This is a genomic window from Streptomyces sp. NPDC050842 (assembly GCF_044456565.1).
Lineage (GTDB): Bacteria > Actinomycetota > Actinomycetes > Streptomycetales > Streptomycetaceae > Streptomyces.
Genome location: NZ_JBITGA010000002.1, coordinates 157490 through 183188, shown reverse-complemented (window position 1 = coordinate 183188; position 25699 = coordinate 157490). Strand labels below are relative to the sequence as shown.

General features: G+C 71.1%; 22 protein-coding genes, 1 tRNA gene and 1 pseudogene. 16 read left to right on the top strand and 8 right to left on the bottom strand.

Features of this window, described 5'->3' with window-relative positions; genetic code table 11:
• The first annotated feature begins 3 nt into the window (after nucleotides 1-3).
• The 4 genes from ACIBG6_RS06100 (at nucleotide 4) to ACIBG6_RS06085 (ending at nucleotide 4789) form a co-directional block, all read left to right on the top strand.
• The gene (locus ACIBG6_RS06100) at nucleotides 4-1419 is read left to right on the top strand and encodes an amidase (RefSeq protein WP_399221351.1); all 1416 of its coding nucleotides are present in this window, start codon (nucleotides 4-6) and stop codon (nucleotides 1417-1419) included.
• Between the two features lie 226 nt (nucleotides 1420-1645).
• The gene (hppD, locus tag ACIBG6_RS06095; protein ID WP_399221350.1) at nucleotides 1646-2788 is read left to right on the top strand and encodes a 4-hydroxyphenylpyruvate dioxygenase; all 1143 of its coding nucleotides are present in this window, start codon (nucleotides 1646-1648) and stop codon (nucleotides 2786-2788) included.
• Nucleotides 2789-2808: 20 nt separating this feature from the next.
• Nucleotides 2809-3897, top strand: a complete 1089-nt coding sequence (locus ACIBG6_RS06090; protein ID WP_399221944.1) for an alpha-hydroxy acid oxidase — start codon at nucleotides 2809-2811, stop codon at nucleotides 3895-3897.
• 145 nt (nucleotides 3898-4042) lie between these two features.
• Entirely contained in the window at nucleotides 4043-4789 is a 747-nt protein-coding gene (locus tag ACIBG6_RS06085) for a phosphotransferase family protein (protein ID WP_399221349.1), read from the top strand.
• A gap of 41 nt (nucleotides 4790-4830) precedes the next feature.
• Here ACIBG6_RS06085 and ACIBG6_RS06080 read toward each other — a convergent pair whose 3' ends face one another.
• From ACIBG6_RS06080 to ACIBG6_RS06070, 3 genes are all read right to left on the bottom strand, one after another.
• Nucleotides 4831-9090, bottom strand: coding sequence for a caspase family protein (locus ACIBG6_RS06080; protein ID WP_399221348.1), 4260 nt, complete (start codon nucleotides 9088-9090; stop codon nucleotides 4831-4833).
• A gap of 125 nt (nucleotides 9091-9215) precedes the next feature.
• On the bottom strand, nucleotides 9216-10094 hold the full coding sequence (locus ACIBG6_RS06075) for an antibiotic ABC transporter ATP-binding protein (RefSeq protein ID WP_399221346.1): 879 nt from the start codon (nucleotides 10092-10094) through the stop codon (nucleotides 9216-9218).
• Nucleotides 10095-10313: 219 nt separating this feature from the next.
• The gene (locus ACIBG6_RS06070) at nucleotides 10314-11009 is read right to left on the bottom strand and encodes a DUF5701 family protein (RefSeq protein WP_399221345.1); all 696 of its coding nucleotides are present in this window, start codon (nucleotides 11007-11009) and stop codon (nucleotides 10314-10316) included.
• A 227-nt stretch (nucleotides 11010-11236) separates the two neighbouring features.
• On the opposite strand from ACIBG6_RS06070, the gene ACIBG6_RS06065 reads away from it, so the two are divergent.
• From ACIBG6_RS06065 to ACIBG6_RS06055, 3 genes are all read left to right on the top strand, one after another.
• A complete protein-coding gene (locus tag ACIBG6_RS06065; protein WP_399221343.1) occupies nucleotides 11237-13333 on the top strand; it encodes a SpoIIE family protein phosphatase in 2097 nt (698 codons plus the stop codon).
• Between the two features lie 85 nt (nucleotides 13334-13418).
• Nucleotides 13419-13832: an SHOCT domain-containing protein gene (locus tag ACIBG6_RS06060; protein ID WP_399221342.1), complete on the top strand. Its 414-nt coding sequence runs from the start codon at nucleotides 13419-13421 to the stop codon at nucleotides 13830-13832.
• Nucleotides 13833-13869: 37 nt separating this feature from the next.
• On the top strand, nucleotides 13870-14772 hold the full coding sequence (locus ACIBG6_RS06055; protein WP_399221341.1) for a YhjD/YihY/BrkB family envelope integrity protein: 903 nt from the start codon (nucleotides 13870-13872) through the stop codon (nucleotides 14770-14772).
• 306 nt (nucleotides 14773-15078) lie between these two features.
• On the opposite strand, the gene ACIBG6_RS06050 is transcribed toward ACIBG6_RS06055, so the two are convergent.
• Nucleotides 15079-15270, bottom strand: a complete 192-nt coding sequence (locus ACIBG6_RS06050; protein WP_399221340.1) for a DUF389 domain-containing protein — start codon at nucleotides 15268-15270, stop codon at nucleotides 15079-15081.
• 495 nt (nucleotides 15271-15765) lie between these two features.
• Here ACIBG6_RS06050 and ACIBG6_RS06045 point away from each other — a divergent pair, with 495 nt between their 5' ends.
• The gene (locus tag ACIBG6_RS06045; protein ID WP_399221338.1) at nucleotides 15766-17175 is read left to right on the top strand and encodes a purine-cytosine permease family protein; all 1410 of its coding nucleotides are present in this window, start codon (nucleotides 15766-15768) and stop codon (nucleotides 17173-17175) included.
• 7 nt (nucleotides 17176-17182) lie between these two features.
• On the opposite strand, the gene ACIBG6_RS06040 is transcribed toward ACIBG6_RS06045, so the two are convergent.
• Complete coding sequence (locus tag ACIBG6_RS06040; RefSeq protein WP_399221337.1) at nucleotides 17183-17752, bottom strand: HutD family protein; 570 nt, start codon at nucleotides 17750-17752, stop codon at nucleotides 17183-17185.
• A gap of 164 nt (nucleotides 17753-17916) precedes the next feature.
• Between ACIBG6_RS06040 and ACIBG6_RS06035 the strand changes: the two genes are divergently transcribed.
• From ACIBG6_RS06035 to ACIBG6_RS06010, 6 genes and pseudogenes are all read left to right on the top strand, one after another.
• The gene (locus ACIBG6_RS06035) at nucleotides 17917-19014 is read left to right on the top strand and encodes a chitinase (protein ID WP_399221336.1); all 1098 of its coding nucleotides are present in this window, start codon (nucleotides 17917-17919) and stop codon (nucleotides 19012-19014) included.
• 138 nt (nucleotides 19015-19152) lie between these two features.
• Entirely contained in the window at nucleotides 19153-19677 is a 525-nt protein-coding gene (locus tag ACIBG6_RS06030) for an NUDIX domain-containing protein (RefSeq protein ID WP_399221335.1), read from the top strand.
• Between the two features lie 95 nt (nucleotides 19678-19772).
• A pseudogene (locus ACIBG6_RS06025) lies at nucleotides 19773-20150 on the top strand (transposase); the annotation flags it as partial.
• 96 nt (nucleotides 20151-20246) lie between these two features.
• Nucleotides 20247-20579, top strand: a complete 333-nt coding sequence (locus ACIBG6_RS06020) for a metalloregulator ArsR/SmtB family transcription factor (RefSeq protein ID WP_399221334.1) — start codon at nucleotides 20247-20249, stop codon at nucleotides 20577-20579.
• On the top strand, nucleotides 20576-21322 hold the full coding sequence (locus ACIBG6_RS06015; protein WP_399221333.1) for a DUF2071 domain-containing protein: 747 nt from the start codon (nucleotides 20576-20578) through the stop codon (nucleotides 21320-21322). The genes ACIBG6_RS06020 and ACIBG6_RS06015 overlap by 4 nt, the downstream gene beginning before the upstream one ends.
• 48 nt (nucleotides 21323-21370) lie before the next feature.
• Complete coding sequence (locus ACIBG6_RS06010; RefSeq protein ID WP_399221332.1) at nucleotides 21371-21679, top strand: hypothetical protein; 309 nt, start codon at nucleotides 21371-21373, stop codon at nucleotides 21677-21679.
• A gap of 113 nt (nucleotides 21680-21792) precedes the next feature.
• Here the strand turns inward: ACIBG6_RS06010 and ACIBG6_RS06005 are convergent, their stop codons facing one another.
• Both ACIBG6_RS06005 and ACIBG6_RS06000 read right to left on the bottom strand, forming a co-directional pair.
• Nucleotides 21793-22032 (bottom strand): hypothetical protein, encoded by a 240-nt coding sequence (locus ACIBG6_RS06005; RefSeq protein WP_399221331.1) that lies wholly within the window; start codon nucleotides 22030-22032, stop codon nucleotides 21793-21795.
• Nucleotides 22033-22333: 301 nt separating this feature from the next.
• Nucleotides 22334-22870 carry a hypothetical protein gene (locus ACIBG6_RS06000; protein ID WP_399221330.1) on the bottom strand — a complete coding sequence of 179 codons (537 nt, stop codon included), beginning with the start codon at nucleotides 22868-22870 and terminating at the stop codon, nucleotides 22334-22336.
• Between the two features lie 269 nt (nucleotides 22871-23139).
• Here ACIBG6_RS06000 and ACIBG6_RS05995 point away from each other — a divergent pair.
• Both ACIBG6_RS05995 and ACIBG6_RS05990 read left to right on the top strand, forming a co-directional pair.
• Nucleotides 23140-23215 (top strand) — tRNA-Trp (locus tag ACIBG6_RS05995).
• A gap of 1341 nt (nucleotides 23216-24556) precedes the next feature.
• Nucleotides 24557-24784 (top strand): hypothetical protein, encoded by a 228-nt coding sequence (locus ACIBG6_RS05990; protein WP_399221328.1) that lies wholly within the window; start codon nucleotides 24557-24559, stop codon nucleotides 24782-24784.
• Nucleotides 24785-24904: 120 nt separating this feature from the next.
• On the opposite strand, the gene ACIBG6_RS05985 is transcribed toward ACIBG6_RS05990, so the two are convergent.
• The gene (locus tag ACIBG6_RS05985; protein ID WP_399221943.1) at nucleotides 24905-25447 is read right to left on the bottom strand and encodes a GNAT family N-acetyltransferase; all 543 of its coding nucleotides are present in this window, start codon (nucleotides 25445-25447) and stop codon (nucleotides 24905-24907) included.
• Between the last annotated feature and the right edge of the window lie 252 nt (nucleotides 25448-25699).

Genomic DNA, 25699 nt, shown 5'->3' with positions numbered 1-25699 from the left:
GCGGTGACGACTTTCGACGAACGGACCACGGTGCACGCCTTCCGGGACGACGCGCTCGGGGAGCATGACGCCGTCGGTCTCGCCGACGCCATCCGGCGGGGCGAGGTCAGCGCCGCCGAGGTCGCCCGGGACGCGGCCGAGCGGGTCCGGGCGGTCGACGACCGGCTCCACGCGGTCCAGGCACACGTCTCCGCGCCGGCGCCCGCGGCCTGGCCGGGCGGCGCCTTCGCCGGGGTGCCGACCTTCGTCAAGGACAACACCGACTACGTGGGACTGCCCACCGGTCACGGCAGCGCGGCCTTCACCCCGCGCGCGGCACGGCGGCACGCGCCGTTCACGCGGCAGTTCCTGAGCAGCGGCGTCACGGTGCTGGGCAAGACGCGGCTGCCCGAGTTCGGGTTCAGTCCGACCACGGAGTTCGAGGGCGCCGAGCCCGTGCGCAACCCGTGGAACACGGGCCATTCGGCGGGTGGTTCGTCGGGCGGCAGCGCGGCGCTCGTCGCCGCGGGGGCCGTGCCGATCGCGCACGCCAACGACGGCGGCGGCTCGATCCGCATCCCCGCCGCCTGTTGCGGCCTCGTCGGCCTGAAGCCGACCCGAGGCAGGGTCGTCCCGAACGCCCAGAGCCGTCAACTGCCCCTGGACCTCGTCTCCGACGGCATCGTGAGCCGCTCGGTGCGCGACACCGCCGCGTTCCTCGCCGACGCCGAGCGGTACTGGCGCAACCCGAAACTGCCGCCCCTCGGCCTGGTCGAAGGCCCCTCGGAGCGACGGCTGCGCATCGGGTACCTGATGGACTCGCCCAGCGGCGTCCGCACCGACACCGCCACCCGGGACGCCGTCACGGAGACCGTGGCCAGGCTCGAACGGCTCGGACACACCGTGCAGCCGGTGGAGTTGGCCATCGACCCCCGCTTCACCGACGACTTCCTCACCTACTGGGGGCTGTTGTCGTTCCTCATCAGCACCACGGGCCGGACCTTCGGCCGGGACTTCGACCGGCACCGCATGGACGGCCTCAGTCAGGGGCTGCGCGAGGAGTACCTGAAGAACTGGCGGGGCACTCCCGGCGTTGTGCGGCGGCTGAAGCGGACGAAGGAGGCGTACGCGGCGGGATTCCGTGGACTCGACCTCGTCCTCTCCCCGGTGCTCGCCCACACCGCGCCGCCGATCGGCCACCTGAGCCCGGCCGTTCCCTATACGACCCTGATCGAGCGGATCCTCGCGTACGTCGCGTTCACCCCGGTCGACAACGTCGTCGGGACGCCGTCGATCTCGTTGCCCTCGGCGAGCGTGACCGACGAGGGCCTGCCGATCGGCGTGATGTTCTCGGGCCGCCCCGGCAGTGAACGGACGCTGCTGGACATCGCGTTCGCCCTGGAGGCGGACCGGCCCTTCCGGCGCATCCAGGACGTCTGACATCGCGACGACTACCGCGGCGACCGCGGATCGGTGACCGCGCGTTCTCCTGTGAGGACCGTCGAATCGCGTACGTCTTCCCCGTCGAAGGCCGGCTCCGGAGAATTCTTCCGTCGTCCTTCGCCGGGGTCCCGTGCGGAAGAGGGTGGCCATGATCGGTGCGAGCAGTCAGGATTGCCTCGATCCGAACTGCCCGCACCGTCCCCGTACATAAGGACCCGTCGTCATGGCCCACCCCGTCACGTCCTCCCTCTCCTCGCTGCTCGTCAGCCATGTGGAGCTGTACGTCACCGACGCCCGTGCCGCCGCCGAGGCGTTCACCGTCGGCTACGGCTTCCAGGTGTTCGCCACCGCCGAGCACACCCCCACCACCGGCGCCGAGGGCGCGAGCCGTTCGCTGGCCCTGCGACAGGGCGACATCGTCCTCGTGGTCACCCAGGCCCTCGACGACACCCACCCGGCCGCCGCCTACACGGCCGCCCACGGCGACGGCATAGCCGACATCGCGCTGACCACCACCGACGTGCGCGCCGTCTTCGCCGAAGCCGCCGCCCGCGGGGCGATCCCGCAGGCCGAGCCCGCCGACCACGCCGGCGGCTGGGTCACCGCACGGGTGGCCGCCGGATTCGACGACGTACGCCACACCCTCGTCCAGCGCCCGCCCACCGGAGCCGAGGCGCACGGCACGCCGCTGCCGCTCCCCGGCTTCGCACCGGTCGCCGAACTCGCCCCGCCCACCGCCGAGTCGCCCGCGCTGACCGTCCTCGACCACGTCGCCGTGACCGTCCGGACCGGTGAACTCGCCGCCTCCACCGGCTACTACGAGCGGGTCTTCGGCTACGCGTCCGTGTACGAGGAGCTGATGGTGCAGGGCAGCGAGGCCATGGACTCCAAGGCGGTCCGCAGCCCCGCGGGCGACCTGACCTTCACCGTCCTCGCCCCGAGCCCCGACCACCAGGCCGGACACATAGGCGACTTCCTCGCACGGCACGGCAGCGGCGGCGTCCACCACCTCGCCTTCGCCACCGAGAACATCGTCGAGACCGTCGCCCGCCTCGACAAGCGCGGCATCGTCTTCCTCTCCACCCCGGACGCCTACTACGAGGCACTCGCCGCGCGCCTCGACCTGGGCCGCCACTCCATCGAGGAGCTGCGCGAGCCCGGCATCCTCGCCGACGAGGACCACGCGGGCCAGCTCTTCCAGATCTTCACCCGCACCGTCCACCCCCAGCGCACCCTCTTCTACGAGATCATCGAGCGGATCGGTGCCGACACCTTCGGCGGCGGCAACGTCCGCGCGCTCTACGATGCCGTGCAGGCGGAGAAGGCCGAGCACGAGGGCAACACCCCTGCGGAGAACGCCCAGTGACCACCGGCGCACTCGACGCGATGCTCACCCCGGCCGACGCGGAGGCCCTCGCGGCGCACGTCCTGCCCGTCGGCGTGGAGCGGTTCGTCGCAGGCGGCGCCGGAAGCGAACTCACCCTCGCCGCCAACCGCGCCGCCTTCGACCGTCTCCACCTGGTGCCCCGCGTCCTCGCCGACGTCTCCGACATCAGCACCACGGCCACGCTCCTCGCCGATCCCGCCGCCCTGCCGCTGGCCGTCGCCCCGATGGCGTACCAGCGTGCCGTCCACCCCGACGGCGAACTCGCCGCCGCCCGGGCGGCCTTCGCCGCAGGCGTCCCCTTCACCGCCTGCACCTTCAGCAGTACCCCGGTCGAGGACATCGCCGCGACCGGCGCCACCGTCTGGTTCCAGCTGTACTGGCTGCGCGACCGTGGCCACACCAAGGAACTGCTCGCCCGCGCCGAAGCCGCCGGCGCACGCGCTCTGATGCTCACCGTCGACACCCCGTACATGGGCCGCCGACAGGCCGACATGCGCGGTGCCTTCACCCTCCCCGAGGGCGTCTCGGCCGTGCACTTCGCGCGCGACCGCGACGGAGTGCCGCGCGGCGCCCAGGACGGCGTCAGCGCCATCGCCGCCCAGACCGCCGGCGTCGTGGACCCCTCCCTGTCCTGGGACGACCTGGACTGGCTGCGCGACCACACCCGGATGCCGCTCGTCCTCAAGGGAGTCCTCGACCCCGCCGACGCCGACCGGGCCGCTGCCCACGGCGCCGACGGCATCGTCGTCTCCAACCACGGCGGCCGCCAGCTCGACGGCGCACTGCCCGCTCTCGACGCCCTCCCGGCGGTCGTCGACGCCGTCGCCGGCCGCAGCCGGATCCTCCTCGACAGCGGTGTCCGCACCGGCACCGACATCCTCAAGGCCCTCGCCCTCGGCGCCTCGGGCGTCCTCATCGGCCGCCCCGTGCTGTGGGGGCTGGCCGCCGGGGGAGAGGCAGGCGTCGCCAAGGTCCTCACCCTGCTCCGCGAGGAACTGAAGAACGCCCTCGCCCTGGCCGGCTGCCCCGACCCGAAGGCCGCCACACGACTCCGCACGGTACGCGCCCCGGGCGGTGATGCCTCGTAGGACTCCTCACAGAAGTAGTGGACTTGGCCTGGTCAAGGGTCAGTGTCGCGCACGAGGCTGTCGGGTAGCGGGACGCGGTCGGCTGCGTCGTCGCATGCGATAAATCCGGCGACGTCGGCGATCACCTCCGGGATACTGGTCGGCCATGGATGAGGTCAAAGTCGTCGTCGCCCATTCCGAGCGCGCGACTCTGCGTGTCGGCGACGTGTTCCTGAAGGTGGACGCCGATCCGGCGCGTATCGACGTCGAGGTCGAGGCGATGTCCCTCGCGCCGGTCCCGACCCCGGAGGTCCTGTGGCGCAAGCCGCCCGTGCTCGCGATCGCCGCGCTCCCGGGGACGACGCTTGGGCGCCTCGGCGGGCCGTCGACAGAGTCGTCGGCGGCGTGGGCCGCCGCGGGCGCCGCCATCCGGAAGCTGCACGACGCGCCGCTGCCGCCCCGGCCCGGCCGGGCCGGCCGGAGCATCGTCGCGCTGGCGGCGGAACTCGACGACGAGTGCGAGCTGCTCGTGACGAACGGCCTCCTGCCCGCTGACCTGGTCACCCGCAACCGCCGGGTCGCCGAGGCCGCACTCCGGCCGTGGACTCCGGCGTTCACGCACGGCGACCTGCAGATCGCGCACGTCTTCGTCGACGGCGACGAGGTGACGGGCATCATCGACTGGTCCGAGGCGGGCCAGGGTGATGCTCTGTACGACCTCGCCACCTTCACGCTCGGTCACGAGGAGCACCTCGACGACGTCCTCGCCGGCTATGGCACCGACATCGACCTCGACGTGATCCACGCGTGGTGGTCGTTGCGAAGCCTGCTGGCAGTTCGCTGGCTGATCGAGCACGGCTTCGACCCGTTCGCACCAGGCTGTGAGGTCGACGTGCTGAGATCCCGGGTGTGAGGCTGCGCGGCCAGAGCCGTGCCCGGATTTCTCAGGAGTCGTCAGAGGTCGGCGGGGGACAGGACGACCGTGTCGCTGCGCATCCCGACGACGAGGTCGCGGTCCGTGACCGCGAGCGTGTCGCACGTGAGGGGGAGCCGGACGCGGGAGACGGGACTGCGGTCCTGGAGCCGCCACACGCGGACAGCGCGGTCGCGGCCTGTGGCCACCACATGGGGCTGTCCGTGCCAGATGCCGCACGCCACCGCCCACAGCGGACCGGAACCCTCCGCGATCCTGGCCGCGTGGCGGGGCGCCGCGAGGTCCCAGAGACGCAGGGTCCCGTCATGGCCGGCGCTCACCGCATGGGGACGGCCGTCGACGTCGAGACAGGCGACGGCCCTCACCCAGCCCCGGTGCCCGCGCAGCACCGCCGTCCTTGCACGGTTCCGCAGATCCCAGAGCCTGACCGTCGCGTCGTCGCCTGCCGTCACCGCGAACGGCACGCCGCCGATCGTGGTGCAGGCGACGGCGCACACCCAGTCGTCGTGGCCCGGGAGCGCGAAGAGTGCCGCACCCGTCCGCACGTCCCACACCCGCACGGTGTGGTCCTCGCCCACACTCACCGCCACCGGACGGCCGTCCACGTCGGCGCAGGCCACCCCCCGTACCCAACCAGTGTGTCCCCGGAGCACGTGCAGAGGAACGGCCGTGTGGTGGTCCCACACACGCAGCGTGCCGTCATTGCCTCCCGTGACCGCCAACGCGCGGCCGTCGACCTCGATCGAGGCGGAAGCGCGGACCCAGTCGGTGTGGTCCTGGAACGTGGCGACCGGCTCCGCGCCGGAGAACGGCTCGCCTCCCACGTCCCACACCCGTGCCGTACGGTCGTCCCCTCCGACGAGCAGATGCCGTTGCCCACCGGCCCGCACGGGGGTGACGGTCCGGACCCAACTGCTGCGCCCGCTCAGGGTCGCGCGCATCGTTCCCGTACGGAGGTCCCACAGGCGGGTGGTGTGGTCGTCGGGCCGGGCGAAGGCGTACGGGTTCCCGGCGACGGAGAAGACCTCCAGACCGCGGACCCACTCGTTCTTCGCGGACAGGACGGACCGGGTCTCGTGCGTGGACAGGTTCCAGACCCGTACCGTCCCGTCGTCGGCCGCCGTGACCGCGTGCGTACGCCCGTCCAGCGTGGTGCAGGACACCGCGCGTACGGGTCCGGTGTGGCCGCTGAGGAGCACGGGTTCGCCGGCGACGGGCTCGCCGTCGCCGGACAGACGCTGGAGCCGCACGAGACCGCTGTGATCGCCGTGCACTACCGCGGGGGAGCCGTCGACCACCGTCCAGGCCGCACAGAGCACCGGGCGCGAGCTCGTGAACAGCACGCGCGGCACGTGGTCTTCGGCGCCGCCCGCGAGGTCCCATGCCCGCACCGATCCGTCGTGGCCGGCGGTCACCGCCATCGGCCGGCCGTCCAGGACCGCGCAGTCGACGGACCGCACCCCGCTGTCGTGACCGGTCAGCGTCGTACGTGGACACCGCGCGTCCAGGTCCCACAGGGCGACGGATCCGTCGTCGCTCGCCGTCAGCGCGTGCGGCCGGCCGTCGAGGGAGGCGGTGGCGATCGACCGTACGGGGCCGGTGTGGCCTTCGAGTACGGCGAGGAGCCGGGGGTCGGAGGGGTCGGACAGGTTCCACAGCCGGACCGTATGGTCGCTGCTGCCGGTCAGGACGCACCGGTCGCCGCCCACGTCCACCGTCGCGAGGGCCCGGACCGGCGCGCGGTGCCCCGACAGCGTGGCGCGCAGCTCGGGCGTCACCAGATCGGGCAGTTCCCAGACCCGGACCGTCTCGTCGTGGCTGGCGGTGATGATGTGCAGCCGCCCGCCGAAGGTCCCGCTGGACACCGCGTGGACCGGCTCGGTGTGCCCGCTGGACGCCGGACCCTGCGCGAGGCCCGTCGTCGCCCACCGGGGCTTCCACGGGCGGGAGCGGGCGAACCGCTCCGAGAGCACCGGCTGCCGGGACCGCGCCGCGTCGATGGCGAGCACGTCGCTGCGCTCCTGCGGCGACACCCTGCGATGGATGCTGACGGAGGCCTGGTAGATGGCGGCCGCGCGCCGAGCGGCGGACCCGCGCGCCTGGCCGAGCACACGGACCAGGGCATCGGGGCGGGCGTGGACCAGGTACTCGGTGTCCTGGAGGAGGGGATCGAGCGCCCCTCCGGCCGCCGCGTGCGCGGCGAGATGCTCCTTGATGTAGCCGTGCGCCGTGCCCCACTCGCGGTCACCCGTCCACGGATCGACCGTCACGTCCGCCACCAGCGCCGCGGCGATGCTCCGGTGGGCCTCCGCGTCACGCCCCGGGCGGCGGAGGGCCGAGGCCAGCGACTCGTGGAAGAGGCGGTACGCGGAGCCGTACGAGGTGAACTCCTCGATGATGTAGGAGCCCGCGGTCTCCAGCAGCCACTGCACGTCCTCGTCGCTACAGCTCTTGCCCGACAGCGCCCCGGCGACAGGCGCCCACACCGTGGACCACGGCAGCCCCCGCCCCTGGGCGTAGGCCAGCGGGCGCAGGAGCCTGCGTACGAGGCGCGCCGAGCTGCCGAAGGAGTCCAGGTACGCGTCGAAGGCGTCGACGGCGTCCTGGGGCAGCCGCTCCTCCCACCCCGCCTGCGTCACGTCGACGTCGAGCCGCCCGTCGACCACGGCCCGCGCGGTCATCCGCGCCACGAGGAAGCAGTTCCCCGCCCGGGCGGCGATGCCGCGGGCCACGAGCGAGGCCCAGGCGACGCGATCCTGATCCGGTTCCTGACCTTGACCTTGACCTTGACCCTGATCCCGATCCGGCCCCGGCCCGTCGGCGTCGGCCGGGACTCCGCCGAGGATCAGGTCCGAAGCGTACGCGACCATGTCCGAGGGCTCGCTCCAGCGGTCGGCGTCGAGATCGAGGACGTCGACCGCGCGGCCCAGATGGGGAACGACCGGCCGCCGTGTGCCGATGAGCAGCCGCACGGCGGGCAGCGTGGACAGCGGAAGGCACAGCTCACGGGCGACCCGCTTGGCCTCGGTCGCGTCCCCGGCCGGGCCGGCCTCGTCCAGGGCGTCGATGACCACCGTCAGCGGACGCCGGCGCTCGCTGACCCCCTGGAGGAGCTCGTCGAGGGAGGCGGTCGGCAGTCCGAGAGCCGCCGCCATACGGGCGGTGAGCTCCTCGCAGGTGCGGCGCCGCGCGTGCAGCGCGAGGACCTCAGGGTTGCGGGGCGGCAGCGTGTCGTCCGCCGCCACGGCCGCACCGCGTTGGTCGGGGTCGGACAGCCGCAACACCCTGCCGAGAACGGCGGACTTGCCCGAACCGGGATCCCCGGTGACCACCTTCGCCCTGCGGTCGTGGGCGTCGGCCGCCAGCCAGGCGGCGATGGAGGCCAGCGCGGCCCTGCGCCCGCGGAAGAAGTCCCCCGCCTCCGCGACATGCCCGACGCCCCGTCCGCGAGGGTCGAAATGACCGTGGCTCTCCTGCCGCAGACGAGCCATCGTCCGGACGTCCAGATCGTTGGCGGGAAGGCCGGGGACGAACGCCGGATTGGGGAAGAACGGCGCGTGCCCGTCGCTGTCCACGGTGGTGTACCGGGCGTGCTGGGCCGGATGGTGCTCCGCGAAGTAGCCGTTGATGCCGCGCGTCACGTCCCGGACGCTCACGAACTCCTGCCGCGCACCGGCCTTGGGGCGGGCCAGGACGTGGGTGAGGGCGCTGACGAAGGCGTTCTCCGTCGCACGCTCCTTGCCGCGCGCGGCGGCCATCAGCCAGCGCCCGGCCGGTTCCGGGGACCTCGTACGGGCCAGGGAAGCGGCGAGCGAGGTGATGTCGGCGGTGCCCGCTCCGGCGAAGCAGGTGTCGAGGACGATGAGGAGGTGGCCGACCGCGCTGCGGACCAGAGGCCTGCCGAAGTCCTCGCTCGCCAGGGCCGTCCCGTCCCACAGGCCGCGTTCGGTGTCGGAGAAGAGCAGGTAGTGGCGGTCGACGCTGTGGACGCCGTGACCGGCGAAGTAGAGGAGGACCACGTCGCTCGGACCGAGATCGGCGGCCGCGGTCCACCGGTCGATCCCGCGCCGGACCTCGTCCGCCGTGGGGTCGGTGGCGAGCGCGGGCAGCACCGCCTCGTAGCCCATGGGGCAGAAGAGGCCACGCACCTTCTCGACATCGGCGGTGACGCCGGTGAGGTCGCCGATGGTCTCGTCCTGGTAGCGGCGCACTCCGACCGTCAGCAGGAACCTCCGCCCGGCGCTCTCTGCCCCCACCCCAGCCGTCATGGCGTATGCCATGTCCAGTTACCCCCCCCGGGACTCGACGTGAGGGGGAGATACCGTTGCGGGGGCAGCACTCAAACCCCAAGTACCCCTGAAATCACGGGAGTTCGGCTAGGGGTTAACTCGTCCCCTCGCGGGAGTCACCGCAGGGGCAGGGCGATCGCCGCACCCGTCTTCGGCGCGGACAGGTATCGCGCCAGGTCGTGCATCCGCGTGCCGTTGGTGATGCTCTCGTCCTTCACGGCATCGCCGAAACGCGTCGCCAACTCATGGACGACCGCCACGATGTCGCCGGGATCCGCGACGTTCGTCCACCGCCGGACCGGGCCGGGCCAGTCCCCGACACCGTCCACGGGAACCGGCCGCAGGCGGTCGAAGACGATCCCCTGGAGCCCCAGCGGCGAGCCCAGGGTCACGAAGTCGGTCACCGGCCACTCGGGGTGCGCGCAGAGCGCCTCGTACGCGACGACCGACCCGAGCGAGTGCGCCACCAGCACCCTCGTGTCGTCCCCGACCTCCTCGGCGACGCGCGACTGGGCGGCGAGACGGAGCCCCGGCTCGGTGAGGTACCGGCGTACCTGCTTGAGCGTGAAGATCAACGAGCGGTCCGAGACCTTGCCGAAGAACCGTGACCCGGTCAGTGCGTCCAGTGCCGACCGGACGAGCTCGAAGCGCAGCATCCGGGCCGCGCCGAACCCCAACAGGCTGCGGGTGCCGTCCTGTTCCGGCCCGAGCACGGCCGGGTCGACGCGTGCCGCCTGCTCCCACCAGGCCAGCAGGAGCTCCACTTCGAGCCCGTCCTCGACGTCGGTCTCGTCCCACGGCGGCAGATCGGCCGACCGGGTGCCCTTCTCGAAGTACAGATCCCCGTAGAAGGCGCAGGCGATGTCCTCGGCGGGCAGAGGCGGCCCGTCGGCCAGCCGCACACCGTCCCGCAGCGCGGGCGCCACCTCACGATGCATCTGGGCCGGACCGAGGAACTGCTGCCCGATCCCGTGCACCACCACGACCTTCGCCATGCCGCTCCCCCCTGAGGATCACGCCGGTTCCACCCGGTTCCACGGTACGGGCGTGGCGGCGAAAACGCAGGAGGCCAGGCGGAGTTGCCGTGCTCGCGGACACGGAACCGCCCCGGGGGCACGGGGGAGTCCACCGGGGCGGTATGTCTGGCAGTGTAGCGATCCACGCGACCGCGGGCGCGCGGATCGCCGAGTCCGGCCGGGTCTGTTCAGCGGTTCCTAGCGCCCGCGGCCCGCGGCCGAGGCGAAGCCCAGCCAGGTGTGGCGGTTGCCCCACCAACACCAGCCCACCTTGGGGGCGTTGCGCCGCTCGCGGCCGTCCCGCCCCGTGCCGTTGCTGATCCAGATCGCCGGGGTACGGGCGTCCAGGGCGCCGTTCGCCTTGCGCAGCCGGGAGCCGATGGTCATGAAGCAGAGGTTCCGCTCGAGGGCGGCCGGCTGCTGGAGCACCCAGTGGATGCCCTCGGTGAGTACGAGCGGGGTGCGGTCCTCCTTGACGAGGGCGGGCAGCGCCTCGTCCGGACTCCAGTTGGACATGTGGTCGCCGCGGTCGACGCCGGTGACCAGGTAGAAGGGCGCGTCGGGGAGCGTGATGTCGGACGGGGCGAAGTCGTCGACATCGGGCATGTCGACGACGACGAAGCCGGGCTTGCCGTCACGGTTGAGGAGCGGGGCGAGCGCGGAGGCCGGGGCGCGGTCCGGGTGCACGGCGAGCAGAGTGCCACCGGCACCGTCGTCGCCGCCATCGGCACCGCTGTCGGCACCGCTGTCGGCAGCGGCGTCGGCGGCGAAGGCCCGCAGTGCGTCGGCGGAGACCCCCGCGATCGTGTGCACGCCGAGCTCGATCAGGCGCTCGGCCTGCGCGGCGAGGGGCGGGAGCGGGGGCACGGTGGCGGTGGGCGACGTGTCGGGCAAGGTTCTCCTCGGTACGAGCTGTGCAGGGGACTTGGGGTCAACGGGGCGGCCCCCGGGATTGTTCCCCGGTCCGCCCGTCCCCGGGCTGGTCACTCGATTGGTTCGACCCGCCTCGCTGCCCCGCCGTCGCTCCAGCAGGCTGTAACCCGTGGCGACGCAGCGGGTCGGGAGCGACGGGCGTCGCGTATCACGGGCTGCGGGCTGCGGCTTCGCGGATCAGGAGGACGGTGAGTGAAGGGCGCCGCCGCGGTGACGACGGATCCGGGACGCGCCCCGGCGGGCCCGGGATGACCGGCGGCGTACCCGGGCCGAACCCCGCGCCGCCCCTGGATCCGGCGGTCTTCGACGGCGCGGTCGCCGCCGTCGCGCTGCTCGCCGGCCCTGATGGCCGCCTCCTCTACACCAACGCCGCCTTCACGAGGATGTTCGGCGCCCGGCGGCTGGGCCTGCCCGCCCGGGAGGCGTTCGCGGACCCCGACGGCTGGCGGTTCCTCTCGGTCCTGGACGAGGTACGGGCCACGGGGCGGGCTCGCCAGGTCACCGGCGCGCGCGAGCCCGACCCCGGGGAGCCCGCGCAGGCGCGGTACTTCGTCTACTCCTGCAGCCCCGTGAGCACCTCCGAGGGCGAGGGGATCCTCGTGGTGGCGATGGACACCACCACCGAGACCTTCGCCCTGCAGCGGTACCGGGCCCTGGTCTCCGCCGTGTCGGTGATGGTGTGGGTCATGCACGCCGACGGGACCATGGAGGAGATCGTCCCCGGCTGGGAGCGGTTGACCGGCGTTCCCTGGCATCCGCGCGCCGACGAAGGCTGGTACGCGCGGATCCACCCCCGCGATCGCGACCGGCTCAGCGCGGGCTGGCGAGACAGCGCGACGCGCGGTGCCGGGGGCGTCTTCCAGTGCACCTTCCGCGTGTGCGCCGCCGACGGCTCGTACCGCCACCTCTCCCCGCGCGGTGTCCCCGTCCTGCGGGAGGGCCGCGTCGCCGAGTGGATCGCCGCCACCGTCGACATCGAGGACACCTGGCGTGCCCAGCTGCGGGAGCGGCTCCTCGCCCAGGTCGCGACCGTCACGGGGCAGAGCCTGGGGGAGGCCTTCGGCGAGGTCGTGAAGATCGTCGTGCCCGAACTGACCGACGCCTGTCTGATCCTGCTCCTCTCCCACGAGGAGTGGCCGCTGCCCGAGCACGCCCGCGTCACCGCCCGGCGGGTCGCCTCCGCCACCCGCCCCGGACTGCCGGCGCCGCCCGCCCTGCTCGGGCAGACCGTCACGGTGAGCCGGAGGGTCCGCGAGGTCCTCGAGTCCCGCGTCCCCCGCACCTTCGCCATCCCCGTCGACGGCCCCGTACCGGCCGAGCTTCTGCCGGCCGTCACGGAACGGTGGCTCGCCGCCTCGGGGGCCACGAGCGTCACCCTCATCCCGCTGGTCGTCGACGACACCGTCCTCGGATACGCGGCCACCAGCACCAACGGCGACACCCCCGCCCTCGGCCCGACCGAGACCGACCTGCTGCGGGAGGTCCTCCATCACGCTCAGCAGCCGATCCGCAAGGCCCTCGACCTCCAGCGCGCCCGGCGGACCGCGCTCGCCCTCCAGCGCGCCCAGCTCACCCGGCCGCCCGCAGTCGACGGGGCGATCCTGGCCGCTTCCTACCAGCCGGCCAGCTCCGCCAACGAGATCGGCGGGGACTGGTACGACGCCTTCGTCCTGCCCGACGGCACGCTCGTCCTCGACGTCGGCGACGTCGTCGGGCACGACCTCGCCGCCGCCACCGCGATGACCCAGATGCGCAACATGCTCCGCGCCCTGGCCTACAGCCGCGGGCCCGGCACCACCCCCGCGGACGTGTTGGCCCGGTTCGACGAGGTCGCCGAGGGGCTGGGGGCGGCGCCCTTCGCGACGGCCGTCCACACCCAACTGCGCCGGCTTCCCGACCTCCGGTGGTGCCTCAGCTGGTCCAACGCCGGCCACCCGCCGCCACTGCTGATCCCGGCCCACGGCGACCCGCTCTTCCTCAACGGTACGGAGGAGGACCTGCCGCTCTGCGTCGACCTCACCCTCCCGCGCAGCACCCACACCCGCGTCCTCGGTGCGGGGGACACCCTGCTCCTCTACACGGACGGCCTGGTCGAGACCCCCACCGCCTCGCTCGCCGACGGACAGCGGCGACTGGCGCGCGAGGCGGCCCACCACCGGCGGGCTGCGCTTCCCGAACTGCTGCACGAACTCCAGCGCCTCTCCGATCATCGCGACGACACCGCGATGATCGCCTTCCGTGCGGGGGCACCCGAGCCACCCGAGTCACCCAAGGCACCCAAGTGACCCGGGTAGCCCGAGTCGCCGTAATGTCACAAACCGCAGATACTTCCCGAAACGGCCAAGATCGGCCCTCGGGACGGAGACGGCGATGGACGACTACCCCCTGCTCGACCTCTTCTGGACCATGCTCTGGTTCTTCCTCTGGATCATGTGGCTGTTCCTGCTGTTCAAGATCATCACGGACATCTTCCGGGACCACGAGCTCAGCGGCTGGGGCAAGGCGGGCTGGCTGATCCTCTGCCTGCTGGTTCCCTTCCTCGGCGTCCTCGTCTACGTCATCGCGCGCGGGACAGGCATGACCCAGCGGGAGACGGCGCGCGCCAAGGAGACCGAGGCGGCCTTCCAGGACTACATCCGCACGTCGGCGGCCGGCTCCTCGGGAGCGTCCGGCGCGGGTGGCGGAGGCGGGGCCGACGAACTGGCGCGGCTCGCCGAACTGAAGGAGAAGGGGGCGCTCACCGAGGAGGAGTTCCGGAAGGCGAAGGCGAAGCTCCTGGCCTGACGGCGGCCGGCGCGGACGGACAGGGGCAGGAGACGGCATGGAGTGGAAGCCGCGGGTCGAGCGTCTGAGGACGGGCGCCGAGCGACGCTTCCCTGTACTGACCGAACTCACGGGCCGGCTGATGTCCGCGAACCTCCTGGACGCGGGGACCAGGCTCGCCGCCCAGGCGTTCCTGGCCGCGGTCCCCCTCCTCTTCGCCTTCGCGGCCTTCGCCCCGCACGGCGTCCGTGACCAGCTGAGCGAGTCGCTCGGCTCGATGTTCGGCCTCACCGGCGAGTCCGACGAGCAGCTCAAACAGGTCCTGAACGGCTCGGCCAGCGACGAAGTCCGCGAGACGACCGGCCTGGTCGGGGCGACTGTGGCCCTCGTGTCGGCGACGAGCTTCAGCCGGGCCATGGCCAGGGTGTGCGAGCGGGCCTGGCGGCTGCCCAGGGCCAAGACCCGGATCGCGGCCTGGCGCTGGGTGGCGTGGCTCCTCGTCCTGCTGCTCGTGATCCTGTTCCAGGGCCCGATCCGGAAAGGCCTCGGCGCGGGTGCCCTGGTGGGTGTCGTCCTCACCTTCCTGGTGGCCACCGGCGTCTGGCTGTGGACCCAGCACCTGCTCCTGGCCAAGCGCGTCGCCTGGCTGGCGCTCCTGCCCGGGGCGCTGCTGGCCGCCACCGCCACCACGACGCTCAGCCTCACGGCCCGGATCTATGTGCCGGGGGCCGTCGACAGGGCCATGGGCGAATACGGCGCCTTCGGCCTGGTCCTCGTCATGCTGTCGTGGCTGATCGTCGTCTGCGGCGCGGTCACCTTCGCCGTCACCATCGGAGCCGTACTCGCGGAAGAGCCGCCGCTGAACAAGTACGTGATGCGGGACGGGACCGCCACGCCGCCCCCGGCCGAGGAAAACGGGGGCATTGCCAACCGATCGACGGCGGGGCCGCTCGTGCCGTGAAGCCGTGAAGCCGTGAAGTCATGACTCCGTGAGGGCCGAGTGCCGACGAGTCGCCCCTTCGCTCAGCTCGGTTCAGCGCAGCTCCGCCCTGCCGCGCGCGTCGTGCACGTGGCCCTGTCCGCCGGACGACGAGGGTCCCCCCGCGGAACTCGCCCACGGCCATGCCCGCTCCCCGCGCCCCCGCGCGGACGCCGTACGCGAGGAAGACGGCCGTGCCGGTGGCGACGATCGCGGCGACGTTGGTCGCGAACAGCAGCGCGGACTGCCCGGCGTCGTGGTAGCGGTGAGCGGTGATCAGCAGACCGGTCACGGCGAGGGCGGTACGAGGGAGATGGCGATCGCGACACCGGGGAGGGTGTCGGAGATGTCCGTCCGCACGAGGGTGAACGCCCCGACCGTTCCGGTGGCCAGTGCGGCGAGGAGGTCGATCAGTCGCGGGCTGATGCGCGAGGACACCTGACTGTTGGACGCGAACGCGTCCGGCGGCGAACGATCCACCCCAGCAGCATCCCGATGAGCACGACCGCCACCGCGCCGCCGAGACGAGGAGAGCACTGCGTACGAGATGCTCCCGGTCGGCCAGTACCAGCGCGAGCGCGCGGCCGAGGATGGGCGTCATCAGCGGTGCGACGATCACCGCGCCGATCGCCGTCGCGGTCGAGTCGTCGACGACACCGGCACTGCCGTGTCGCGCTCGCGTCCACACCTGCCATGGTTCGGCTCCCCATCCTCCGAGGCGTCAATTGCCCGATTCCGCAGGCCTGTCAGGCGTGCGAGAAAGGGAATGATCCGGTGGAAAGTGATCTTAAACGGTCATGGCAGGGATGCGCTTCTGCCCGCCGAGCGCGGGTGGTCGGGTGCGGCGGCGATGAATTATTCAATTCAATCCCTTGATGTCTGTTCATCTCTATGCCAGATTCGGCGCAGCTCGAATGGGTCAACGGAGAGGTCACCGACATGCCGGTCCAACACGCACCCGGGGAACGACTCGCGATGGAACGACGCACCATCGAGGTCATCCCGGACGCCGAGCGGCACGGTACGCCGCGCAGCCAGTTCACCTTGTGGTTCGGCGCCAACATGCAGATCACCGCGATCGTCGACGGCGCGCTGGCCGTCGTCTTCGGCGCCGACGCCCTGTGGGCGATACCCGCGCTGCTGATCGGCAACGTGCTGGGCGGCATCGTGATGGCGCTGCACTCCGCGCAGGGCCCGCGGCTCGGCGTACCGCAGATGATCTCCAGCCGTGCGCAGTTCGGCGTGTACGGGGCGGTCCTGCCGCTGCTCCTGGTGATCCTCATGTACCTCGGCTTCGCGGCGACCGGCAGCGTGCTGGCCGGGCAGGCGGTGTCCGAGATGCTGCACATCGGCAATACGGACATCGGCATCCTCCTCTTCGGCGCTCTGACCGCCGTGGTCGCCGTCACCGGCTACCGGCTGATCCACATCGCCGGCCGGATCGCGACCGTCGTCGGCGTCCTCGGCCTCGGCTACCTGCTGGTGCGGGTGTTCACGCAGTACGACGTCGGCGCGCACGTCGGCACCAAGGGCTTCGAGGCGGCGACCTTCCTGCTCGCCGTGGGCCTCGGCGCCGGATGGCAGCTGACCTTCGGCCCGTACGTCGCCGACTACTCGCGCTACCTGCCGCGCGACACCAGCACCCGCGCGACGTTCTGGTCCACGTTCGCCGGCTCCGTCATCGGCTCCCAGTGGGCCATGACGCTCGGCGCGCTCACCGCGGCCGTGGCGGGCAAGGCGTTCCTGACCGACCAGGTCGGCTTCCTCGGCGAGCTTGCGGGACCGGCGTTCCTCGCGTTCCTCATCTACCTGGTGATCGTGGTCGGAAAGCTGACCGTCAACTGCCTGAACGCGTACGGCGGCTTCATGTCGATCCTGACCACGGTCACCGCATTCGACGGCCGCTCCCGGGTCTCGCCCGCCGCGCGCGCCGCCTACATCGTCGGCTTCACCGCGGTGTCCGTCGTCATCGCGCTCGCCGCCAGCGACGACTTCCTCACCAACTTCAAGAACTTCGTGCTCCTGCTCCTGATGGTGTTCACCCCGTGGAGCGCGATCAACCTGGTCGACTACTACCTGGTGTCCCGCGAGCGCGTCGACATTCCCGCGCTGTACGACCCCGACGGCCGCTACGGCCGCTGGAACGTCACAGCGCTGACCTGCTACGTCGTCGGCGTCGCCGTGCAGATCCCGTTCCTGGCCACCAAGATGTACACCGGCGCGATCACCGAGCGGCTCGGCGGCGCCGACATCTCGTGGATCGTCGGACTCGTGGTCACCTCGGCCCTGTACTGGCTGTGGGCGCGGCGCACCGCGAACCCGCCGGCCGAGACGATCCACCCGCCCGCCGAGACCATCCACCCGGCCCCGGCCCCGGCTGGCTGACCCGGCGTCACCCCGTCGGTGTGACGTCCGCCCACAGGGCGGCCGCGTCGGGCGAGAGCGGTGTGACCGCTCCGCCCGAGGCGCCGGCGTCCTCGTCCCACCACACACCCTGGCCGGACGTCAGGGCACGCCCGTCCGGGCCCGCCTGCCAGCGTCCGCCCAGGACGTAGAGCACGCCGGCGTGCCCGGCGGGCGGCACGACCCGGCCGGTGACCCGCTCCACGCGGGCCGCCCAGCGCCCGCGCCGCACCATGAGGTTCAACACCCGGCAGGAGCCGCCCGGCAGTTCGGCGGCGAGCTCGAGGTCGCCGGAGAAGGCGAACGGCGCGCCCGCGCGATCGAGGAGCCGGTCGAACACCCCCGGGCAGGCGAGCCGCACGCCGTCGCCCGCCAGCAGGGTGAGCGTCCGGTCGACGCCCGGGAACGCCGAGAACGGACCGTCCCGGTCGATGTCGGCGACGCTCGCGCGCCACCCGAACTCCTCGCTGCCCACCGGCCGCGAGACGATCTGCCGGGTCGCGCCCCCACCGTTGCGCCACCGGCCCGCCGTGAGCGTCTCGACATCGAAGTGGTGCATCGGCGGGCTCCTGACCTGCGTTCCGTACGAGGTGTGGATCATACGGCCAGGCCGACGGAAGAGCCGTGCCCGCGAGAGTGGTTGACGAAAGGTCTGGACCAACCTACGGTCTGCTGGAGCGCGCGCCATGCCCAGGACCACCCCCCACGTCCCCAGGAGCACGCATGCCAGGCCTTCGGATCCCCCGTGTCCTCGGAGCGGGGTTCGTCACCCTGCTCACGGCCGCCGCCCTCACCGGCCCCGCCTCCGCCGAGAGCCCGCGCCCCGCCCGTCACCACGTCTCCGCCCCCTCGGTCGCCGCCACGGACACCTGCGCCCTCAAGCCGAAGCCCGCCGGGAAGGTGCTCCAGGGATACTGGGAGAACTGGGACGGCGCGGCCAACGGCGTCCACCCGCCCTTCGGCTGGGCCCCCATCGACGACCCGCGCTTCGCGGCGCACGGCTACAACGTCATCAACGCCGCCTTCCCCGTGATCCGTTCGGACGGGACGGTGCTGTGGGAGGACGGCATGGACAGCACCGTCCGTGTGCCCACCCCGGCGGAGATGTGCCGCGCCAAGGCCGGCGGCGCGACCATCCTGATGTCGATCGGCGGCGCCGCCGCCGGCATCGACCTGAGCTCGCGCGCCGTCGCCGACCGCTTCGTGGCGACGATCGTGCCGATCCTGCAGAAGTACAACTTCGACGGAATCGACATCGACATCGAGACCGGCCTGGTGGGCAGCGGCGCCATCGGCACCCTCTCCGCTTCGCAGGCCAATCTGGTGCACATCATCGACGGCGTCCTCGCCCGCATGCCCGCCGGCTTCGGACTGACGATGGCGCCGGAGACCGCCTACGTCACCGGCGGCAGCGTGGCCTACGGCTCGATCTGGGGCGCATACCTCCCGATCGTCAAGAAGTACGCGGACAACGGCCGGCTGTGGTGGCTCAACATGCAGTACTACAACGGCAGCATGTACGGCTGCTCGGGCGATTCCTACTCCGCCGGAACGGTCGCCGGGTTCGTCGCGCAGACCGACTGCCTGAATCGAGGACTCGTCATCCAGGGCACGACGATCCGCGTGCCGTACGACAAGCAGGTCCCCGGCCTCCCGGCCCAGCCGGGCGCGGGCGGCGGCCACATGACGCCGTCGACCGTGGCCCAGGCCTGGAACCACTACGGCGGGGCACTCAAGGGCCTGATGACCTGGTCGGCGAACTGGGACGGGTCGAAGAACTGGACCTTCGGCAACAACGTCAAGGCCCTCCAGGGCCGGTAGGGCCTGTCCGGAGTTGTGATCGGTGTCGGAAGTTGTTCGATGTGGCCTGGCGGTGTGCGCGGCCGCCGCGGCGACGGCCATTGCTGCGGCCCACCGCTGCAGCCCGGTGGTGTCGGTGGCGGTCTATAGCCTGTCGCAATGATCCGTGGTGTGTTTGAGCAGCGTCCGCTTGATGCTGCCGTCGCTGACGCCGGGAGCGCGACGCTGGAGTTCGACCGGGCCAGGGCCTGGTTGCGCTCTGCGCTGGTTGGCGCCGTGGAGCCGTTGGGCGCCGAGGTGTGGGTCCTGGATACAGCCCTGGAGCAGATCGTGCTGGTCAGGCATTCGTGGCGCGGGCTGGTCCCGCCAGGTGGCAAGGTTGAGCCCGGAGAGTGTCCGCGTGATGGCGCGGCCCGGGAACTGGCCGAGGAGACTGGGCTGCGGCCTCGGTTGTTGGAGCGGCCCGCCGCGGTGGCGGTGCGGTCGTTCGGCCCGGGTTTGCCGGAGACGCTGTCCCTCTCCTATGCCGCGATCGGCGACCCGGAACAGCCGCTGATCGCGGAGGACGGGCAGCACGCGGCCTGGATGCGGCTGGACCAGGGCTGGGAGAGTTGCTTCCCCGATGACGTGCTGCGCGTCCGACAGTACGTGAAGCTTCTGAGATCGGGTTCCTCTGCCTGGTGAGTGTGGCCGTGCCTGGTTCTGTGATGTCGTCTTGCGCACTTCGGGCCGCGGCCGGTTCGGATGCTGGTAGAACGCTGCTGTGACCGCGGCGCGAACTGAGCGACAGCGAGTGGGAGTTGATCGGGTCGTTCTTGCCGGTCGCGGCCGGTACGGCCCTACCCGCATCGGCTTCGCGAGTAGTTCGAGGGTGTGATCTGGCGGTTCCGCAGCGGTGGCCAGTGGCGGGAGATGCCTGCGGAGTTCGGTGCCTGGCAGGCGGTCTACGACCGCTTCGCCCAGTGGCGTGACGCGGGCGTGTTCACCGCGCTGATGGAGGCGATCATCGCGGAGGCCGCCCGGCGCGGTCAGGCGGATATGTCGCTGGTCAGCGTGGATTCCACGGTGGCTCGCGGCACCGCGACGCGGCGGGCATGGTGGTCGACCCCGAGGTGCCGGCGGCGTTGGAACCTTCACGTTCCCACTGTTCGCGCGCGATCTCTCCGTGAAAGTGCCCGTCGATCAGTGGCAACTGCCAACGAGGTCGCGAGACCCCCTTGTTAGATATTTAGCCAAGATGCTAAATATCTAACATGACAGAAGCTCAGGACGAGGCGGGAGCCTTCCGTGCTCTCGCCGATCCGACGAGGCGCCAGATCCTCGAGGACCTAAGAAGCGGCGAGCTCGCGGCCGGCGAGATCGCGGCCAGGTTCGCGATCAGCGCACCTTCCATCTCACGACATCTCGGCGTGCTCAAGGGAGCCGGACTGGTCACCGAGCGACGGGAGGGCAACCGGATTCTCTATGCGCTGGCCGAGGACCGCCTGGCCACCTGCATCGGTCGGTTCCTCAGCGCCGTCTGCCCCGAGCAGATCGTGCTTCGCCACACCAAATGGCGCCCCGGGGCGCAGAGCGAGGGATCATGAGGCAGCCGCGACTGTCCAGCGTCGTTGAACGACGGCTACTGGTGAACTACCGAGTCGCCCCGGATGCCGTGGCGCGTATGCTCCCCGGGCCACTGCGCCCGCAACTGGTGCACGGCTACGCGGTCGCGGGCATCTGCTTGCTGCGCCTGGGAAGCGTCCGGCCTGCTTGGGTGCCCAAGGCGTTCGGACTGCGGAGCGAGAACGCGGCACATCGGATCGCCGTCGAGTGGGACGGGCCGGACGGCGTCGAGACCGGCGTCTACATTCCACGACGCGACACCGCCTCGCGACTCAACGTCTGGGCCGGCGGCCGCATCTTCCCCGGCGAACACGGCCGAGCCGACTTCGAGGTGCACGAGACACCCGGTCAGATGCGCGTCGCACTGGCGACACGGGATGGCGACACCCGAGTGGATGTCACCGTCGAGCTGTCCGACGAGCTGCGAGGCAGCGAGCTCTTCGCCGATCTTGCCGAGGCTTCCCGCTTCTTCCGAGACGGGGCCAAAGGCTTCTCGGCCACCAGCTCCGGCCGTCACCTGGACGGCATGGAACTGCGGACCGACGCATGGCACGTGGAAGCCGGCCGGGTTCGCTCCGCTGCGTCGTCCTTCTTCGACGACCCGGACCGCTTCCCACCGGGGAGCGCGACCCTGGACTGCGCTCTGGTCATGCGTGACGTCCCGGCCAGTTGGTGGCCACTCCCGGCCATGGCGGCCGAGGAAGGTGCTCAACTGGCCCGCTGAAGCGCTCAGCCATCACTTCGGATCCGGTGGTGTGTGTCGCCTCGTCGGGTGTCGCCCGCAACCGAGCGCGAGCAGCTGAAGAAGATGGCCTACGGCCATAAGACCGAGTACCGGCTGCGGATGCGCGCGCAGGTCGTCCCGCACGCGGCGCGCGGACGCTCCAACGCGGCGATCGCCCGGGAGACGGAGAGCCGCGTAGTCCAGCTTCTCCCCGCCGACGGCTTCCAGAAACGAGCGGTACGTGGGTGGCAGGGACAGCCCGATCTCCCGCTCAAGCGCGGCGCACTCCTCCGGGTCGAACGGCCTGAACGGACCGCGTCCCGAGCGACCCCTGTACCAACGCGCGAGCTCCTCTGACACGGACGGATTGTCGCACCTGTCGGCGTGCACGCGAAGGTGCTCAGGCGCGTACACATGACTGTGCTCTGTCGCTGATCTCGTGACGTGCTGGAGCGGCGCGCAGCGCCGCTCTACTCGTAGATGCTCGCTGCGTGGAGGGCTCGGGCCATGAAGGTCCAGTCTCCATCGGGCGGGATTTGCTCTCCCTCGTAGCGGTACGCACCCGGGGAGTCGTGGACCCATGCGGCAAGTGCTTCAAGGAAGTCGTCCAGGGTGTTGTTCTCCCACTCGTGGCCGTGGGCACGGAACTCTTCGTGTAGGCCACGCAGGAAGGTGACCAGCTCTTCACGGCTGCGCGGTTCGAGGGGCATAGCGACAACGTACCCAGTGTGATCGCGCAGGACCCAGGACGATCACAAGATCAGTGCCAGAGCCATGAACGCGCTCATGGGCTTCCGGGGTGTGCGGAACCTACCAGTCCGACTATTCCGCAACGTCCCCGAGTCGCTGCACAACCACGGACAGGAAGCCGCAGCAACCGCCAGTGCACTCGGGTTCTCGGCTCCACGCGCCGCGTTTCGCTGGTCGCCTTGAGGGGACGGGGGCGCTTCGGCCTTGGTGCTTGAGGGAGCCGTCCTCAGGGTGGGCCAGGGATGAACGACGTCGTGCGTGTCAGACCTCGTCCGCGCTGGACAGGGCTTCAGAGACCAGGCGAGTAGCGAAGTCCTGGTCGTCGGTGATCCGGTTGATGTGCTCCGCGAGCAGGAGGGCGGTGGCTTCCAGGGGGTTCATTTCGTCCTTGGTCCAGTCCCCGTACTGCTGGCGCCACAGGTTGGGGCTCAGGCCGGTGCCGGCCGCGACGACCAGGCCCGCCATGGTGGGGATGGCCTCGGGGTGGATGCTCTTGGGCATCTGGCGCATTGCGGCCACGAGGCTGGGGACCACGTACTCGATGACGTCCTTTCCGTGGTCCTCGTGGGCCATCCTCAGCCACTTCATGAAGATGTAGACGAGTGTGCAGGCGCCGTCGATCAGGTCCTGGGCTCCGGTGGGACCCAAGGACGCGATGAGCTGGTCGGTCAGCTGCTGCTGTTCGGGATCAGCCTGCGCACTGCTGTCGTAGATGGACTTGAGCCGTGAGTCGATCACCATGAGCGCCGCACTCACATCGCCGACGGGAGCGTACTGGGGGTCGCAGGAAGACGACACAGGATCCTCCTCATGTGACCGCGAAAGGCAGCGCGGCCTACCCGTACGGTAGACCGCCGAGCAGAGGGGAGTCTGGCGAATCCCGATGGAAGACCTTCGCTGCGCAATCCATCGATCACCCGTGCCTACCGTGCAGCCAGGCTTTCGAATTCTGAGCGACGCCATGTTCGAGTGTGTCGACAAGAGGTTCTTCGGCGGCAGAGGGGCCTGTTGCCGGGAAACCCGGTGGCGCCCCTGGTCCGGCAGCTGCGATGCTGACGTCCACCTGAAGGGGTGTAGCTCAGAGGCCAGAGCGCCGGTCTCCAAAACCGGATGCCGCAGGTTCGACTCCTGCCACCCCTGCCAATGACCCGTGTCGCACCAGCCAATAGTCTGCGACTGGGCGCCTTGACCAAGACGCGGCGGGGTCACGTCCGCAGAGCTTGCTGCGCGCTCGTGTCGACGGGCCAGCCCGCACCGACGACTGCAGAGGCGCGCGCGGGGCATCCGTGGGATGGTGCGTGGCCAGTCCCGGGGGGCATTGCCCTGCGGCATCGGTGGAGTTCCCACTGCCGCGTCTGAGGTGCGTATCCGGCCACCACCCGCCCGTGGCACGCGTCGGCTGCCGATGCCGACGTGACCACCAGGGCACGGGAGGGTAGAACCAGACCATCACACCTTCGATCGGACGGACACACGTAGTGAGCACCCATCCCGGATCGCGACTGCCGGGCAGAACCTGGACCGTCCACCTCACCGGACACCCCGACCACTCCGCCACCGTGGTCTGCAGTTCCACGGCCTGTCGTATGCCTCCACGCTCCAAGGACCTCAACGCCCTGCGCCGCTTCGCGCACCAGCACGTCCAGGCCCACGCACGTCTCGCTGCCCCGCGGGCCAACGTCGCCTGCGCCTGTGGCGAGGCTGACTGCCGTCACCACGCAGCCAGGGCCACGTGCACGGGCCGAATCCTGCTGATTCTCATCCACAACCGTGCCGTGGGCGACGTCTGGACCCTGTCCGAGATCTGCCAGGCATGCGCTCCCCACATCGTCAATGCCACCATCCTTCCCGGCACCGCCACACCGTCTGGCAGCTCAGTGCCCGCGCCCACCAAGCCCGCGCCGCCGGCACCTGTCCTGGCCGTCTTCTCCTCTCCCCAGCCGGCCGACGCTGACGAGGTATCGGCCGCACGCCGTACCCAGCGCCCCTCACGTGCCCGTAGCGGTCGCGGCTCTGGGCGTCGTCCCGCCCGATGACATCGCTCGCACGCAGGGCGATGACGGACCGCTGTACTGGCTCGGCGGCTGCCACTGGCTGGCATTGGTGATGCGAGAGTCCATGCCGAGCGCGAGATGCGTTCGGACGACTGAGGTCGACGCGTCGACGCGTCGGCGCGCACGCCGGGAGACGGTGATCTCGTCCGCAGAGAGGCGGCTTGGCCAGGCCCTGGCAGCCGGAGTCCAGGGACAGTTCGACTTGGGGGAACTGGCCGAGCAGGTCCTCCATGGCGGAGGGCCCTCGCTGTCGGAGGCGACGGTGCACTTGTGGGTGTTCTGCCGCCGCTTGCCTGAGACGAAACGGCGCCTTCCGGGCCGGTGGGCGGCGGGTCGGCGGACCTGGATTTCGGTGCCGTCCAACCGCAGGCGCACGCCCTCGGCCTGGGCATAAGTGAAGGCGTCGGCCAGGGTGCGCAGGTGGAACCCGGTGGGCGTAGCGAAGCCGCGGGGCGGCCAGCAGTGGCTTGATCTCTCCGATGGCCTTGGTCACGGTGCACCGGTCGACATCGATCAACTCGGCCAGGGCCGCGTGGGTGAGGTCCAGCCCCAGGTGCGCGAGGGCGACCAGGACCTGGTCCACGAAGACCAGCCCGCGCCTTCGGCCCGCACCTGCGGCCCGAAGGCGTTCCCCGTGGTGTCGCTCGTGCACCGATGAACCCTACGGCCCTGTTCACGTTACGGCCCGCCGTCACCCTCGCTGATCGCACGCAACCGACGGCGAGCCGGACATCGCCACTGTGACAGTCATGAAGATCAGGGCGAGTCGGGTAGCTCCTCAGGCCTCGGGGTCGCGCAGGCCGACGCAGTCAAAGGCCCAAAAGGCCTCTGAGTAGACGAAGGTGCCCGTCATCCACGGCTCGTGAGCGGACAATCGGGCGACCTGAAACGCGGCTTCAGGGATACGCAGCGACGGCGAACGGAAGCCCACCGCGCCGGCACCCTCGAAGCCGCGCGTGCCGTAGTAGTGCGGCGAACCCTCCAGGAACACCAACGGCACACCCTGGCTGTCGGCCGCCTTGAGGGCGTGGGCGATGAGCTGCGTACCGATGCCCTGACGCTGGAACTCCGGGACCACGCCCAGCGGTGACAGCGACAGGACGTCCACGATCCGGCGCGGAGCATCCAACCGCGTCGCGCTCAGCAGGACATGCCCGACGACCCGGTCGTCAACGACAGCGACGAAGGACATCGGCGCCATTGGAGCCTCCGCAACGCGAAGTGCCTCCACGAGCCCGGGAACCCGATCGCCGTCACCGAAGGCGCGCGTATGAACCTCGCGCACATCTCGGTGATCGTCAGCGGTCTCCTGCCGGATCACCAGCCCGGCACCACCGGGAGCGATCCGGGAGCCTTCAAGCGCATCCTGTGAAGTCATGGTCGTGAGGGTAGATCGCGGGGCGGCTCACACGCGAGGCAATTGCGCACCGGGTCGTTGGTCGTCTGCGCTCGGCGCAGAGCCTCCGTCGCAGGCGGGTAAGCGTTCCAAGGTTGCGATGGTCTCCCGCTCTGAAGGGCGCTTACATGAAGCTCACCGGACCCTCGCCGCTTCGATAGGCATCGCAGCCGTGGT

Bases quoted from the DNA above. Each gene is read 5' to 3' on its own strand.
- hppD (WP_399221350.1), top strand. From the start codon at position 1,646: ATGGCCCACCCCGTCACGTCCTCCCTCTCCTCGCTGCTCGTCAGCCAT.
- ACIBG6_RS06090 (WP_399221944.1), top strand. From the start codon at position 2,809: ATGCTCACCCCGGCCGACGCGGAGGCCCTCGCGGCGCACGTCCTGCCC.
- ACIBG6_RS06085 (WP_399221349.1), top strand. From the start codon at position 4,043: ATGGATGAGGTCAAAGTCGTCGTCGCCCATTCCGAGCGCGCGACTCTG.
- ACIBG6_RS06080 (WP_399221348.1), bottom strand. From the start codon at position 9,090: ATGGCATACGCCATGACGGCTGGGGTGGGGGCAGAGAGCGCCGGGCGG.
- ACIBG6_RS06075 (WP_399221346.1), bottom strand. From the start codon at position 10,094: ATGGCGAAGGTCGTGGTGGTGCACGGGATCGGGCAGCAGTTCCTCGGT.
- ACIBG6_RS06060 (WP_399221342.1), top strand. From the start codon at position 13,419: ATGGACGACTACCCCCTGCTCGACCTCTTCTGGACCATGCTCTGGTTC.
- ACIBG6_RS06055 (WP_399221341.1), top strand. From the start codon at position 13,870: ATGGAGTGGAAGCCGCGGGTCGAGCGTCTGAGGACGGGCGCCGAGCGA.
- ACIBG6_RS06045 (WP_399221338.1), top strand. From the start codon at position 15,766: ATGGAACGACGCACCATCGAGGTCATCCCGGACGCCGAGCGGCACGGT.
- ACIBG6_RS06040 (WP_399221337.1), bottom strand. From the start codon at position 17,752: ATGCACCACTTCGATGTCGAGACGCTCACGGCGGGCCGGTGGCGCAAC.
- ACIBG6_RS06035 (WP_399221336.1), top strand. From the start codon at position 17,917: ATGCCAGGCCTTCGGATCCCCCGTGTCCTCGGAGCGGGGTTCGTCACC.
- ACIBG6_RS06030 (WP_399221335.1), top strand. From the start codon at position 19,153: ATGATCCGTGGTGTGTTTGAGCAGCGTCCGCTTGATGCTGCCGTCGCT.
- ACIBG6_RS06020 (WP_399221334.1), top strand. From the start codon at position 20,247: ATGACAGAAGCTCAGGACGAGGCGGGAGCCTTCCGTGCTCTCGCCGAT.
- ACIBG6_RS06015 (WP_399221333.1), top strand. From the start codon at position 20,576: ATGAGGCAGCCGCGACTGTCCAGCGTCGTTGAACGACGGCTACTGGTG.
- ACIBG6_RS06005 (WP_399221331.1), bottom strand. From the start codon at position 22,032: ATGCCCCTCGAACCGCGCAGCCGTGAAGAGCTGGTCACCTTCCTGCGT.